Below are 14,122 nucleotides of genomic sequence, written 5' to 3' on the forward strand. Positions count from 1 at the left end.
TTTATATAGTAGAGATAGCTCCCTCTTCATTTGAAGAGGGCAAGGGATTATTTTTTCTTGCAAGATTTGCAGTTAGCAACTGCATCTTTAAAGTTTTTACCAACTTTAAATTTAACAACTTTTTTAGCTGGAACTTTAACTTCTTTACCAGTGCTTGGAACTTTAGCCGTTCTGGCTGCTCTTTCAGTTACGCTAAAAGTACCAAAACCGACAAAAGTAACACTATCGCCTTTTGTTAGCACTTCGCTAATTGCTTCAAGCACACCATCAAGTGCAGCTTCTGCGTCTTTTTTTGTCAAGCTAGCTTTATTAGCTACTAGGCCTACAAATTCTGATTTTGTCATTATTAATCCTTATGTGGAAATTTGCAATATAATTCTACACTATTTTACCGCTAAATTCAAGAGTTTAGCCTATTTTTACGCAAAAACAAGCCATTTTATACTAAATTTATATAGTTTTGACTTTAAATTTAGTATAAATAGCCATAAATTCACTATCTTTTTACTATTTTAAAATTGAGTTAATAATGGTTTTTGCACCATCTTTATCTATTAAAGATATTAATTTTTGCGATATATTTTTTAAATTTATGCTATAAATTATATTTATTAAACTATCTTTATCTATCTTATTTTGCTCTATTATCATTCCAGCGTCTTGGTCTTGTAAAAATTTAGCATTATGGAATTGATGGTTATTTGCAGCGTGCGGAAATGGTATAAAAAGTGTAGGTAAGCCATTTGCACAAAGCTCCCAAATAGTGCTAGCTCCAGCCCTACTAATGCAAAAATCAGCTCTATTCATAAAAAGCTCAATATCTTTACTAAAAGGGAAAACTTCAGCTTTTACGCCAATTTCTTCATATTTTTTACAAATTATCTCATACTCTTTTTGACCGCATTGATGGATAATTTTAACCCCATTTTTATCTAAATCTTTAGCCAAATTTACAGCTAATGAGTTGATAAAATTCGCCCCTTGTGAGCCACCAAGAAATAAAATTGTCTTTAAATTTTCTCGAACTCTTCTTGTTTTAAAAAATTTCTCATCAACAGGATAGCTAAATTTTGGCTCAAAATATGAGCTAAAAAACCCCTTAGCAAATGGCTTAAGGATTAAATTTAACCTACCAATCACAGCATTTTGCTCGTGAATATATAACTTTTTACCCCACATAATCGCACCAAATGCCGCTGGAGCTGCACTATATCCACCCACGCTAATAACTAAGCTAACCCCATGAGTACTAAAAATTTGCTTACATTTAAAAGATAAACTTAGTATATTAATTAAAGATTTTAATCTACCCAAACCTCGCTTATTTACCACACCACTGCTATTTAAAAAGTATGTAGCATCAAATATATCACTATTTTCAAACCACATTCTATCTTGTCCGCTACTTGAGCCTATAAATATCGTCTTAATGCCACGCGAATTTAGCTCATTAGCAAACGCTTTAGCAATAGCTAAATGTCCACCAGTCCCGCCACCTGTAATTGCTATCATGATAGATCTGCTTTCTTACTAACCATAAGCACCATTCCAACTCCTACACAAAGTGCTAAAATAGAGCTACCCCCATAACTCAAAAAAGGAACCGCAATCCCTTTAATAGGCGTAATTGATGTAATACCATATGAGTTGATTAAAAACGCCATCGTAATAATCGTCCCAACCCCTAAACTAAATAGATGATAAACTCTATTTTTATTTCTTGATGAAATTTTAAGTATCCTATAAATTGCAAATATCATTATCAAAGTAATACCAAAAATACCGATAAATCCAAGCTCTTCAGCGATTCCAGCTAATACAAAATCTGTATGAACTTCGCTTAAAAATCCAAGCTTAAATGTCCCATTTCCAAGCCCCACACCAAAAAATCCACCATGATATATAGCATTTAGCGAGTGGCCTATCTGATATGGCTCCTCTGCTCCACTTATCCGTAAAATATCAGCCATACTAGCTGGTAAAAATGACAATACAAAATCTTGATTTGTAACCCACCAAGACTGAAATCTCCTAATCCTATGCTCCTGAGTTATAATAGCAAAAAAGACTAAAATTACCCCAGCAAGACCAAATAAACCAAAAAATCTCTTACTAGTACCAGCAAATGTAGCTAAGACTATCAAAGTTAGTGCTAAAACCACCACTTGACCTAAATCTTTTTGTAAAATCGCAATCAAAAATACAGCAATAGCAAAAATAATAAAATATGGAAAAAGTAACATAAATTCATCTTTTAGCCGCTTTTTATTGTGATCTAGCTTTCTTGAAAAGCTCCAAGCTAAAAAAAACACAAATCCAATTTTAAAAAACTCCACAGGAGATAAAGAGATAGGGCCAAATCTTATCCAACGCTTAGCCCCGCCAGTAATAGGCACAAGCGAAGCTGGCAAAAACTGCATTATAATCATTGCTAAAAATGAGCCAAAAAATAGCGTAAATCCTATCACTTCAAAAGATGTAAGTGAGCCGATCCATCTCTTATCTGGGTCAATTTGCGAAAGCTTCCACATAATAAAAATTCCAACAACCCCTACCAAAAACTGTCTAATAAAAAAGTGATAACTAGAAAAATCATAATAAAGCACGGTAAAAGCTGGTAGCGATAGCGAAAATATCATACCAATAGTAATAAGCACAACACAGGTATAAAATAGCCTAAAATCAACCTCGTACATATTTCTCCATCACTAATCATTTAGCTCTTCAGCTACCTTTGCGGCTAGCTTTAGTTTATCGCTATCAAAATGTGTATAAATTCTAGAAGTATCAAGACTAGCATGACCTAAAGCTTCTTGGACTAAGACTAGGTCTTTTTGCTTTTTATATAGCATTGTAGCAAATGTATGTCTAAGCATATGAGCACCATTTTTGCCTTTTCTAATACCAGCTTGAAATAAAATTTGCTCTACAATCCTACTTACATAAGCTTGAGTTAGCTTCCCGCCATTGCGATTGACAAATATATAGCCATCTTGATTTATATAATTAATAGCTATAGCATCTAAATGCGTATCAATCAAATGCTTTTTTACCATCACAACTCTATATTTATTGCCTTTGCCTCGTATCCTAATAATATATAAATCCCCTTCTTGGCTAATATCTTTTCGTTTTAAATTTATTGCTTCACTAACTCTAATTCCAGTAAAAACAATAATCTTTATAATAAGTCTATTTCTATGCGTATTACTCTTAAATTCAGCCGTATCGATAGCGGCTATAAATTTTTTTACCTCGTCTTCGCCCATAAATTCAGGTAGTTTAGCCCCTTGCTTTCCGCTGATACCACCCCAATTTTTAAGCTCGATATCAAAGATATGAGATTTGCCATTCTCTTCATTTTGCTTACTTAGATAACTAAAAAAATTGATAGCTGCTATCCTATAATTTTTCTTACTTGCATCGCTTAGTGAGCCAGTAGCACTAGCTAATACTTCGCTTAATAGCTCTTCATCTATCTGAGAGAGACTCTCAAGATCATAATAATTTAGAGTCTCATATATCTTTTTAAGGGGGTTAAAATATGTGTTTATCCCAGTCAAACCAGCATTTCTAGCAACCTTAGCTAAGCCATCTAGCTCTTCAATATCCTTCACACCTTTAGTTAAAGCAAAATTTACACTAGCTAGGGCTTTTGGATCTTTTAGCTCTTTGTTTGATAGGGAATTTAACTTATATTTTACATATCTACTAAGCCAAAATAGCATAGAGCTTCGAAAATTATCTTTATAATCTAACTTATACTTCATGGCTTAGTAAAACTTTATTAATCAATTTTTCTACCATTTTTACCAGCGATGATAAAGCGAAGAGCATTTAATTTGATAAAGCCATTTGCGTCTTTTTGGTCATATACGCTATCTTCTTCAAATGTGCAATAAGCCTCGTTAAATAGATTATCACTCTTACTATCTCTACCAATTATTATCACATTGCCTTTATATAATTCCACTCTTACTATGCCATTTACATGTTTTTGACTCTCATCGATTGCGGCTTGTAGCATCTTTCTTTCTGGAGAGAACCAATATCCATTATAGATTAATTTTGCATATCTTGGCATTAATTCATCTTTTAAATGAGCTGCTTCTCTATCTAGAGTTATACTCTCAATGGCTCTATGTGCTTTTAGCATTATTGTGCCTCCTGGAGTCTCATAGCATCCACGACTCTTCATACCTACATAGCGATTTTCAACTATATCAAGTCTGCCAACTCCATGCTTTGCCCCAAGTCTATTTAGCTCTTCAAGCATCTTACTAGCTTTTAACTCCTTGCCATTTAATGCTACTGGGTCGCCATTTTTATATGTGATTTCTATGATTTCGCTTTCATTTGGAGCATCTTTTGGGCTTGTTGTCCAACGCCACATATCATCTTCTGGAGCGTTATTTGGATCTTCTAAAATCAATCCTTCATATGAGATATGAAGTAAATTTGCATCCATTGAGTATGGGGATTTGCCTTTTTTCTTGCTTATATCTATTCCGTGCTTTGAAGCATATGCTAAAAGCTTTTCACGACTATCTAGATCCCACTCTCTCCAAGGTGCTATAACTTTGATATTTGGATTTAGAGCGTAAGCCCCTATCTCAAATCTTACTTGATCATTCCCCTTGCCTGTAGCGCCATGACTAATGCAATCAGCCCCAGTCTTTGCCGCTATCTCAACAAGTCTTTTAGCTATTAATGGTCTAGCAATCGATGTGCCTAGTAGATACTCGCCTTCGTATATAGCATTGGCTCTAAACATAGGAAATACGAAATCTCTTACAAACTCCTCTTTTAAATCTTCGATAAAAATATTTTCAGGTTTTATACCAAGGCTAATAGCCTTTGCGCGAGCTGGTTCTACCTCTTCACCTTGACCAATATCAGCTGTGAATGTGACAACCTCGCACTTATACTCATCTTGTAGCCATTTTAAAATTATACTAGTATCAAGTCCGCCACTATAGGCCAAAACTACCTTTTTGACATCTTTTGCCTTCATTTTTACTCCCTTAAATAAAATGGAGTATTTTAGCCAAAATATGCTTAAGATTTGATATTTTATATATTTGATTTATATGAAATTTAAAATATTTGGAGCTAGAATTGCTCCAAATTTATATGGTTTATTTTAAGATTGTGCCATCTTTGCGAATTAATGAGCCATCTATATCGCGTAAAAATTTGCCATTTTCATCACATTTAAAAATATCTTTATTAGTAAATGAATCTACAATTTCCCAAAATTCATCAGCACTAAATCCACTATATTCAAGATACTTTTTAATAGCTTTTTTAGGCGGCTTACCATCATATTTATTTACTAGCCTTACGCCCTGCTCTCTATCTATATATCCTAGTCTAATATCCATACAAGCATTATCAGTAGCCCTTCCAAAGCCGTATTTACAATATTTTATATAATCATGCAGATGGTTTGAGTAGCAATCTAAATTCTCAAAATTCTCATATGTAGTCTCAACAGGGCGATCAGAGCAGCTAAAGCCATTCTCTTTTGCAATTCTTAAATTCTCTTTATAATCCCACTTCACATAATAGCCTAAAAATAGCCCAGTTACATTTACTCTTTTTAGCTCCTCATCGCTTGGATATGTGTAAAAATACAAATCTTCTTTAGTAAGTCCATCTACACCTATCATATCCTCTATACTACAACCCAAAAGCCCACCAAATCTATGTAGCCAAGATTTATCTAAGATATTATTATCCTTTGATGAGGCTGGGCCACCATACTCTAATTGCGGACTTTCGCCCCAGATTATTAGAGGAATTCCAAAATTTACAGCAATTCGTGGCACGCATGAAAAGATCCCAAGATGGTTTTGCCACTCATTATCCCCAGTCCTTTTAAATGCTGCTTTGGCTAGTTTTTTATAGACATTTGGATCTCTTTTTATATGGATAATATCAATTCCAAGTCTATTTAAATTTTTTAGATTTTTGCGACCTACTTTAGTTGGGATAGTAGGCTCAAAGCATACACAAAGCGGATTTAACCCTAAATTTAGCATTGTTAATACCTGAAAGTGAGAGTCCTTACCTCCACTTACACCAATTACACAATCATATATTGGATGTTTTTTATGCTTTTTGATAATCTCTAAAAACTCAGCCTTTCTACCATTCCAATCAATATCTAAATTCTTTCTCTCTTGAGATCTACACGCATCGCATACTCCCTCTTCATCAAAATACAAATTTGGCTTAGTATTTGGCATAACGCATCTTTTACAAAATTTCATCAATTCTCCTAAAATTTTAAAATTTTCGCCAAATTATACCACAATTGAAAAAAAAAAAATAAATTTGAAAAATTAATAACCAAATAAAATAATATATTTAAAATAAATATAAATCTAATATATAATTAAAATATCCGTTTTTACCAATAATAATTAGATAAATTTAATAAAATATAGATATATTATTGATTTACTTGACATTGTTAAAATTTTTTGATACAATTTGGTTATTAATTTTGATTAGAAGGAGATAAAATGCAAAAGGAAACTTTAGCAACACATTATGGTTATGATACAAAGGTTGGCACAGGAGCTATGTCAGTGCCTATATATCAAAGCACGGCTTATGACTTTGGCACAGCTGAAACTGCTGCAAATAGATTTGCATTAAAAGAGCTAGGGCCTATCTATTCTCGTCTTACTAATCCAACACTTGATATATTTGAATCTCGTATAGCAGCACTTGAAAATGGCAAAGCAGCCATCAGCACCTCAAGTGGTCAAGCTGCGATATTCTTTGCGATTGCAAATTTAGCTGAAGCTGGTGATAATATAATAGTTGCTAAGAAAATTTATGGCGGTGCTACAACACTTCTAACTCATACTATAAAAAGATTTGGTATAAAGGCTAAAATATTTGATTCTGATAGTGCTGATGATTTAGAGGCATTGATAGATGATAATACTAAGGCTATATTTTTTGAAACTCTATCAAATCCACAAATTGCCATTGCAAATGTAGAAAAAATCGTTGAAATAGCAAATAAATATGGCATTGTAACAGTAGCCGATAACACTGTTGCTACTCCAATTTTATTTAATCCAATAAATAAAGGCGTAGATGTAGTAGTTCATAGTGCTAGTAAATATATAAGCGGTCAAGGTATTAGCGTAGCTGGTGCCATAGTAGCTGGTGAGCAACTAAATAAAAAATTAATAGGAAATAAAAGATATAATCACTTCAATGTAGCTGAAGATAGCTATCACGGATTAGTATATGCTGATTTAGTCGGAGCCTTTGATATATATACGCTAAGAATTCGCCTAAGCTTGTTAAGAGATATTGGTGCTACTCTTTCAGCGTTTAATGCTTGGCAGTTAATACAAGGCTTAGAAACTCTAAGCATAAGAGTCAAAGAACACTCTAAAAATGCACTTAAAGTGGCTGAATTTTTAGAGTCTCATCCAAAGGTAAAATATGTAAATTACCCAGGATTAAAAAGCTCAAAACTAAATGATTATGTCAAAGCAAATTTCACAGATGGTTTAGCTAGTGGGCTTTTAAGCTTTGAAGTGGCTGATTATGATACAGCTAAAAAAGTGCTTGATAGTGTTAAAATATTTAGCGTAGTAGTAAATATAGGCGATAGCAAATCTATAATAACCCATCCAGCTAGCACGACTCATCAGCAAATTCCAGTTGATGAGCTAGAAGCTACTGGTATTAGCCCAGGACTAATCCGCCTAAGCATAGGTCTAGAAAACGCTAATGATTTAATAAACGATCTAAAAGAAGCTTTAAAATGAGCCTACTTACCACCAAAGGCGTATATGGCTTAATGGCAATCTTAGAAATATCAAAAGGAGATAGGAGCAATCCCGTCTCCTTAAAAGAGATCTCCACAGCCATTGATGTCTCAAAAAACTATTTAGAACAACTCCTAAATAGCTTACGAAAAGATGGTATAGTAGGAAGTATAAAAGGTATTAAGGGTGGGTACTATCTTAGTAAAACTATAGATGAAATTACCCTTTATGATATATTTAACAGCTTAGAAAATGAATTTAATCTAATAAGCATAGAGCTAAATATTAGCCCATACGATATATTTTTCAAAGAGTATAATAATAAATTAAAAGAGCTATTTATGCAGCCTCTAAGCAGTATTAAAATAGACTCAAAACAAGCTGGTAAATATCTAAACTACATAATCTAAGGAATAAATATGAAAATTGCAAATAGTGTAAGTGAGTTAATCGGTAATACTCCTCTTATAAAAATAAATAAATTTGGAAATGAAGCAACTATCTTAGCTAAATGCGAATTTTTAAATCCTAGCCACTCTGTTAAAGATAGAATTGCGTTAAATATGATTGAGAATGCAATTGCTACTAATAAAATTGATAAAAGCACAACAATCATTGAGCCAACAAGTGGCAACACAGGCGTAGGACTAGCTATGATAGCAGCTGAGAGAGGGTTAAAAATCATTTTGACAATGCCAAGCTCAATGAGTATCGAGCGTCAAAAGCTACTTAAAGCATTTGGTGCTGAGCTTGTATTAACAGATCCAAAATATGGCATGCAAGGTGCAGTAGATGAAGCTTTAAGGCTATCAAAAGAGATTTCAAATAGCTTTATTCCAAGTCAATTTGACAATCCAGCTAACCCAGAGATGCATAAAAAGACAACAGCACTTGAAATTTGGAATGATACAGATGGTAGAGTCGATATATTAGTCGCTGGATTTGGTACTGGCGGGACGGTAAGCGGTGTTGGCGAGATACTAAAATCTAAAAATCCAAATATCAAAGTAATCGCCGTTGAACCAGCTAAATCACCACTTTTAAGCAAAGGCGAAGCTGGCCCTCATATGATCCAAGGTATAGGCGCAAACTTCATACCAAAAAATTTAAATAGAGATATTGTAGATGAGTTTATCACAGTATCAAATGAAGATGCCATCGCTACAGCTAAAGCACTAGCTCAAAAAGAGGGTCTATTAGTAGGTATATCAAGTGGTGCAAATATATACTCTGCTAGCCAAGTAGCCAAAGCAAATCCAGGCAAAACAATAGTAACAATCCTATGCGATACTGGCGAAAGATATTTATCAACCGTGCTTTATGATTAAAATTTGGAGTGGATTCACTCCAAATTTGTATTTATAAAATTATAAAAGCGTAAAAAGCTTTTTAAGCGTGTTATCTTTTAAATTTTGGGTTTTAAAACCATAATTATTTTCTTGTAGCTCTTTTTTATATCTACTTAGCGTATCTTCTATACTAGCTAAGGCTGCGGCCTTATCTTTTGGCGACATATTTTGCATATCAAGAGCCTTTAATAGCTCAGCTCTTTTACGCTCAATTTGCTCTTTGATTTTGTCATTATTCATCATTGTGATGGTTGCCATAATGCCATATTGCATTATATTATCTTTAAAATTTTGAGTTATATCTGATGAGTTGCTACCATCTGTAAGATTAGAACTCATCTGCTCTAAAATATCGCTAAAATCGCTATTTGATTGAGATTTAGATATATATTGAGTGTAGCTATTTAGATTGTTATTTACTTGCATATCTATCCTTTAAAATTTAGATATATCAAGCAAATTTAATTCCAAATTTTAAGCTTTTTCTCTTTTAAATTTAGCTATTAAATTAAGAAATTTTAAGCTAATTATCTTTAGAAATCCACGCTTTTTACTCTTGCTTAGTAGATATTTGGCTATCTCTTGCCTATTAAACATCACAGCAAAGCTATATGGAGTAAGCCCCATTCCATTATTTGCATCTATATCGGCACCATTTTCGACTAAAAGCTTTGTCATTTCAAGATTACCCTTAAAACACACACCAGCAAGAGGAGTTTGCCCTCTATCATTTCTCTCATCTACTCTAGCACCTTTTTGGATAAGCATTTTTGTAGTTTCTAATGATCCATTATATGCTGCTAGCATAAGCAAGCTATCGCCTTTATGATTTTTTAAATTTGGACTAAGTCCCGCATCTATCATCTTTTCAAGCTCATTTGTTTCATTATTTCTAGCGAAGTTAAAGGCATATCCACATAGCTCTTCATATCGCTTTTCTTCTTCTGGAGTTATCATCTTTCTATCCTTATTGCAAATTTAAATTGCACCTTTGTGATACTTAAATTTACAATATCTCCCCAAGATGGGGAGCTTTTTATTTAGCTAATGCTACTTTTACGCCATCAGCGTAAGATGGGTCAATTTGGTTAAAGTGATTAATAGCTCTTTGAATTATCTCATCTTTAACCCCCTCCATACTCGCTGCGATATTAGAATAAAGCCTATTTTTCTCATCAGCTGGAAGGATATTATATAGAGATCTTGCATCAGTATAGTAATCAGCATAATACTCTCTATGACTAAATCTTTGTGCCACATCACCAATAGCTAGATCTGGCTCAGCGAATTTATCGCTCTCTACTGGACCACCAAAACTATTTGGCTCATAGTAAGCGTGTGATTCTTGCTTATAGCTACCATTATTCATAGATCCGCCAACATAGTAGTTATTTACATCTACTATAGGTTTATTTACATTAAGTTGTTGATAATGCACACCTATTCTATATCTTTGAGCATCTGGATAGCTGAAAATTCTAGCTTGAAGCATTCTATCTGGACTATAGCCAATACCTGGGACTATATTGCTTGGGCTAAATGCGGCTTGTTCTACTTCATTAAAGTAGTTTTCAGGATTTTTATTTAAAGTCATCACACCAACTGGTATTAGCGGGTACTCAGCATGAGGCCAAATTTTAGTTAGATCAAATGGGTTAAATTTGCAATTATTTGCTTGTTCTTCGGTCATAATTTGTATTTTAAAATCCCATTTTGGAAAATCGCCTTTATCTATACTATTATATAGATCTCTTTGGTGGCTCTCTCTATCATTAGCGACTATTTTTGCTGCTTCTTCGTTTGTTAAATTTTTTATACCTTGACGAGTTTTAAAGTGGAATTTAACCCAAAATCTCTCACCTTTATCATTTATAAGACTATAAGTATGAGAGCCAAATCCATGCATATGGCGATAACTAGCTGGAATTCCACGATCGCTCATAAGTATCATTACTTGATGCATTGTCTCAGGGTTTAAAGTCCAAAAATCCCAGGCGGCATTATTTGATCGTAAATGAGTTTTTGGATCTCTTTTTTGTGAGTGGATAAAGTCTGGGAATTTCATACCATCTTTTATAAAAAATGTTGGAGTGTTATTTCCTACTAGATCCCAGTTGCCCTCTTTTGTATAAAATTTGATAGCAAATCCACGCACATCTCTTTCAGCGTCAGCTGCACCAGCCTCTCCTGCAACTGTTGAAAAACGGATAAATAATTTTGTTTTTTCGCCTTTTTGTAAAACAGAAGCCTTTGTATATTTAGATATATCTTCTGTAATCTCTAATTCTCCATAAGCTCCACTACCCTTTGCATGGACTGTTCTTTCTGGGATTCTCTCTCTATTTTGAAATGCTAGTTTCTCAATTAATTGATAATCTTGAAGTAGCACCGGCCCTCTAGCACCAGCTGTGATACTAAATTGATTTGAGCTAATTGGATTTCCACTAGCTGTGTTTAATTGTTTTGCCATATTCTTTCCTTCTTAATAAATTTGGTTTGTTTTGAAATTATATATAAATTTAAATAATATTTTTTAAATAAGAAAAATTATTATTTAAATTTATACCCCAAAGCTGGGTATAAATTTAATTTTCACTACTTTACTAAAGCTATTTTTAGCACATCCAAGATAGTATCAACTGGCATAATATCCATATTTTCTACCACTTGCTGTGGGATATCTTTTAGATCTCTATCATAATTTTTACTAGGGATTATCGCTCTTTTAACCCCAGCCTTATAAGCTGCTATCAACTTCTCTTTTAACCCTCCAATTGGCAAGACCTTGCCACTTAGCGTGATCTCGCCAGTCATAGCAACATCGCTATAAATTGGCGTATCGCTCAAAATAGAAGCAATCACGGTAGTCATAGTGATTCCAGCACTTGGGCCATCTTTTGGCGTAGCACCTTCAGGGACATGAATATGTAAATCATAGCTATCATATATAGCTTTTTCTTTGCCATCATCATCGGTTTGGATTAAATTTTTAGGAATTTTAATCTCGCCTCTATCTATCAAGCTCTTAACCAAGCTAAAAGCGATTGTTGCTGACTCTTTCATCACATCGCCTAATTGACCTGTTATTTGCATAGCTCCTTTGCCTTTGATCTTTATGGCTTCTATCTTTAATACATCTCCACCAACAGCCGTCCAAGCTAAGCCATTTGCGATACCAATCTCATTTTTATTGCCTACAATCTCTATCTCAAATACCTTTTTATCTAGATAGTTTTCTAAATTTTTTGTAGTTATTGATACTTTTTGAGTTGTGTTATTTAGAATTTCTAAGGCTGATTTTCTTAATATATCAGCTATTCTATGTCGCAAATTTCTTACTCCGCTCTCTCTAGTGTAATCACTAATTAAAAGATTTAAAGCATCTTTTTTGATTGTTACTTCGCTACTTTTTAGTCCATGTTTTTTAAGCTCATTTGGCCACAAATATCGCTTTGCTATCTCAAATTTCTCTTGTGGAGTATAGCTATTTAGCCAGATAAATTCCATTCTATCACGAAGTGGTGCTGGTATGGCACTAGCGTCATTTGCGGTAGCTATAAATATCACCTTGCTTAAATCTATATGAAAATTTAGGTAGTAATCACGAAATTTGCTATTTTGCTCTGGGTCTAATATCTCTAGCAACACAGCAGTCGGATCGCCCTTATAAGATCTAGCAATCTTATCAATCTCATCTAAAACCACAACAGGATTCATACTCTTAGCTTCAATCAATCCTTGGACAATTCGCCCTGGCATAGCTCCTATATATGTTCGGCGATGACCTCTTAGCTCATTTACATCCTCTAATCCACCAAGTGCGATACGCACAAGCTCACGCTTTAAGGCATTAGAGATTGAATTTGCTAAGCTAGTTTTGCCAATCCCTGGAGGTCCTACAAAGCACAAAATAGCTCCATTATTATCCTCAAGCCCCCTACTATGCAAAAGCTCTTTAAGCCCAAAATACTCTACAATTCTTCTTTTTGGCTTTTCTAATCCAAAGTGATCGCTATCTAGCTCTTTTTGGACATCTTTGACTGTTAAATTCTTAGTGCTAAAATTGCCAAATGGAATATCAAGCACCCAATCTAAATAGCTAGTAGTCATGCTGGATTCTGCGCTATCTGCGTGGAGTTTGCTTAGTTTTGTTATATTTTTATCAATCTCTTTATAAGCATCTTCGCTCATAAATTTTTGTTTGCTTTTTAATCTATTTTTATATTGAGCTATTTGGGCTTCTTTGTCTAAATCTATACCTAGCTCACGCTGAATCTCTTTTAACTGCTCTTTTAAAAAATACTCTTTATTGGCTCTATCGATTTTAGAAGTAACTTTGGTTTTTATCTCTTTTTGGAGCTTGTTTGTCTCTATTTGAGTATTTACATACTCTATAATATCTAAAATCTTCTTTTCTAAATTCATCTCTATAAAGAATTTATACGCTATATCTTTTTTAAGATGTAAGGCACTACATACAAGATCACAAACCCTATTAGCCTCATTGCTATCATCAATAGTACGAAGTAGATCTGGTGGAAAAAAGTGATTTAATAGGCTTAAGTTTTTCACACTCTCTTTTAATACACCCAAACTAGCCTTAACTCTATTTATGTCATAATCATCTAAATTTACACTTTGTACTTTAGCAGTAAGTGGGTCTATATCTATAGGCATTACTATCTTGCCGATATTTAATCCCTGAAATAGAATTTTTACCCTACCATCTGGCATAGCTACCCGTCTCATCACATTGCCTACTACGCCAAATTCATATATACTATCAAAATCCCTCTCTCCATCCTTTGATGGCTTGGAGCAGACTACCATTACAGATGTAGAGTCTTTTATGGCTAGATCTAATGCTTTGATATTTTTCTCATCGCTTAAAAATATAGGCGTAATCATAAATGGGTATAAAAATAGCTCATCTTCAACTATAATTGGTAAATTTACTAAACTCATCATCTC

At 33.7% G+C, this 14,122-nt stretch carries 13 protein-coding genes; 3 read left to right on the plus strand and 10 right to left on the minus strand.

All coding sequences use genetic code 11. From position 1 onward, the window contains the following. Positions 1-47 precede the first annotated feature (47 nt). The 6 genes from CSUIS19073_RS01015 to pseA all read right to left on the minus strand — a co-directional run bounded on the left by CSUIS19073_RS01015 (position 48) and on the right by pseA (position 6,275). A complete protein-coding gene (locus tag CSUIS19073_RS01015; RefSeq protein ID WP_086242107.1) occupies positions 48-344 on the minus strand; it encodes an HU family DNA-binding protein in 297 nt (98 codons plus the stop codon). A 163-nt stretch (positions 345-507) separates the two neighbouring features. Beyond that, entirely contained in the window at positions 508-1,512 is a 1,005-nt protein-coding gene (gene murG, locus CSUIS19073_RS01020) for an undecaprenyldiphospho-muramoylpentapeptide beta-N-acetylglucosaminyltransferase (protein WP_086242108.1), read from the minus strand. Beyond that, positions 1,509-2,696 (minus strand): FtsW/RodA/SpoVE family cell cycle protein, encoded by a 1,188-nt coding sequence (locus tag CSUIS19073_RS01025; protein ID WP_086236716.1) that lies wholly within the window; start codon positions 2,694-2,696, stop codon positions 1,509-1,511. The genes murG and CSUIS19073_RS01025 overlap by 4 nt, the downstream gene beginning before the upstream one ends. A 12-nt stretch (positions 2,697-2,708) precedes the next feature. Next, positions 2,709-3,770: a tyrosine-type recombinase/integrase gene (locus CSUIS19073_RS01030; RefSeq protein WP_086242109.1), complete on the minus strand. Its 1,062-nt coding sequence runs from the start codon at positions 3,768-3,770 to the stop codon at positions 2,709-2,711. A 17-nt stretch (positions 3,771-3,787) separates the two neighbouring features. After that, positions 3,788-5,014: an argininosuccinate synthase gene (locus CSUIS19073_RS01035; protein ID WP_086242110.1), complete on the minus strand. Its 1,227-nt coding sequence runs from the start codon at positions 5,012-5,014 to the stop codon at positions 3,788-3,790. 124 nt (positions 5,015-5,138) lie between these two features. Next, complete coding sequence (gene pseA, locus CSUIS19073_RS01040) at positions 5,139-6,275, minus strand: pseudaminic acid biosynthesis protein PseA (RefSeq protein WP_086242111.1); 1,137 nt, start codon at positions 6,273-6,275, stop codon at positions 5,139-5,141. 255 nt (positions 6,276-6,530) lie between these two features. Here pseA and CSUIS19073_RS01045 point away from each other — a divergent pair, with 255 nt between their 5' ends. From CSUIS19073_RS01045 to cysK, 3 genes are read left to right on the plus strand one after another with little or no spacing between them, the layout of a single operon-like run. Then, complete coding sequence (locus CSUIS19073_RS01045; RefSeq protein WP_086236720.1) at positions 6,531-7,802, plus strand: O-acetylhomoserine aminocarboxypropyltransferase/cysteine synthase family protein; 1,272 nt, start codon at positions 6,531-6,533, stop codon at positions 7,800-7,802. Then, a complete protein-coding gene (locus CSUIS19073_RS01050; RefSeq protein WP_086236721.1) occupies positions 7,799-8,212 on the plus strand; it encodes an RrF2 family transcriptional regulator in 414 nt (137 codons plus the stop codon). Before CSUIS19073_RS01045 ends, CSUIS19073_RS01050 begins: the two co-directional genes overlap by 4 nt. A 9-nt stretch (positions 8,213-8,221) precedes the next feature. Then, positions 8,222-9,130: a cysteine synthase A gene (gene cysK, locus CSUIS19073_RS01055; protein WP_086242112.1), complete on the plus strand. Its 909-nt coding sequence runs from the start codon at positions 8,222-8,224 to the stop codon at positions 9,128-9,130. A gap of 39 nt (positions 9,131-9,169) precedes the next feature. Here cysK and CSUIS19073_RS01060 read toward each other — a convergent pair whose 3' ends face one another. From CSUIS19073_RS01060 to lon, 4 genes are all read right to left on the minus strand, one after another. Next, positions 9,170-9,577, minus strand: a complete 408-nt coding sequence (locus tag CSUIS19073_RS01060; protein ID WP_086236723.1) for a hypothetical protein — start codon at positions 9,575-9,577, stop codon at positions 9,170-9,172. Positions 9,578-9,625: 48 nt separating this feature from the next. Further along, positions 9,626-10,108, minus strand: coding sequence for an ankyrin repeat domain-containing protein (locus tag CSUIS19073_RS01065; protein ID WP_086242113.1), 483 nt, complete (start codon positions 10,106-10,108; stop codon positions 9,626-9,628). A gap of 79 nt (positions 10,109-10,187) precedes the next feature. Continuing rightward, positions 10,188-11,621, minus strand: a complete 1,434-nt coding sequence (locus tag CSUIS19073_RS01070; RefSeq protein ID WP_086242114.1) for a catalase — start codon at positions 11,619-11,621, stop codon at positions 10,188-10,190. Between the two features lie 125 nt (positions 11,622-11,746). Continuing rightward, the gene (gene lon, locus CSUIS19073_RS01075) at positions 11,747-14,119 is read right to left on the minus strand and encodes an endopeptidase La (protein WP_086242115.1); all 2,373 of its coding nucleotides are present in this window, start codon (positions 14,117-14,119) and stop codon (positions 11,747-11,749) included. Positions 14,120-14,122: the final 3 nt, after the last annotated feature.

It is taken from the genome of Campylobacter sp. RM19073, assembly GCF_024723495.1.
Taxonomy (GTDB): Bacteria; Campylobacterota; Campylobacteria; order Campylobacterales; family Campylobacteraceae; genus Campylobacter; species Campylobacter porcelli.

Bases quoted from the DNA above. Each gene is read 5' to 3' on its own strand.
- CSUIS19073_RS01050 (WP_086236721.1), top strand. From the start codon at position 7,799: ATGAGCCTACTTACCACCAAAGGCGTATATGGCTTAATGGCAATCTTA.
- pseA (WP_086242111.1), bottom strand. From the start codon at position 6,275: ATGAAATTTTGTAAAAGATGCGTTATGCCAAATACTAAGCCAAATTTG.
- CSUIS19073_RS01015 (WP_086242107.1), bottom strand. From the start codon at position 344: ATGACAAAATCAGAATTTGTAGGCCTAGTAGCTAATAAAGCTAGCTTG.
- CSUIS19073_RS01065 (WP_086242113.1), bottom strand. From the start codon at position 10,108: ATGATAACTCCAGAAGAAGAAAAGCGATATGAAGAGCTATGTGGATAT.
- CSUIS19073_RS01035 (WP_086242110.1), bottom strand. From the start codon at position 5,014: ATGAAGGCAAAAGATGTCAAAAAGGTAGTTTTGGCCTATAGTGGCGGA.
- CSUIS19073_RS01025 (WP_086236716.1), bottom strand. From the start codon at position 2,696: ATGTACGAGGTTGATTTTAGGCTATTTTATACCTGTGTTGTGCTTATT.
- murG (WP_086242108.1), bottom strand. From the start codon at position 1,512: ATGATAGCAATTACAGGTGGCGGGACTGGTGGACATTTAGCTATTGCT.
- CSUIS19073_RS01045 (WP_086236720.1), top strand. From the start codon at position 6,531: ATGCAAAAGGAAACTTTAGCAACACATTATGGTTATGATACAAAGGTT.
- cysK (WP_086242112.1), top strand. From the start codon at position 8,222: ATGAAAATTGCAAATAGTGTAAGTGAGTTAATCGGTAATACTCCTCTT.
- CSUIS19073_RS01060 (WP_086236723.1), bottom strand. From the start codon at position 9,577: ATGCAAGTAAATAACAATCTAAATAGCTACACTCAATATATATCTAAA.
- CSUIS19073_RS01030 (WP_086242109.1), bottom strand. From the start codon at position 3,770: ATGAAGTATAAGTTAGATTATAAAGATAATTTTCGAAGCTCTATGCTA.
- lon (WP_086242115.1), bottom strand. From the start codon at position 14,119: ATGATGAGTTTAGTAAATTTACCAATTATAGTTGAAGATGAGCTATTT.
- CSUIS19073_RS01070 (WP_086242114.1), bottom strand. From the start codon at position 11,621: ATGGCAAAACAATTAAACACAGCTAGTGGAAATCCAATTAGCTCAAAT.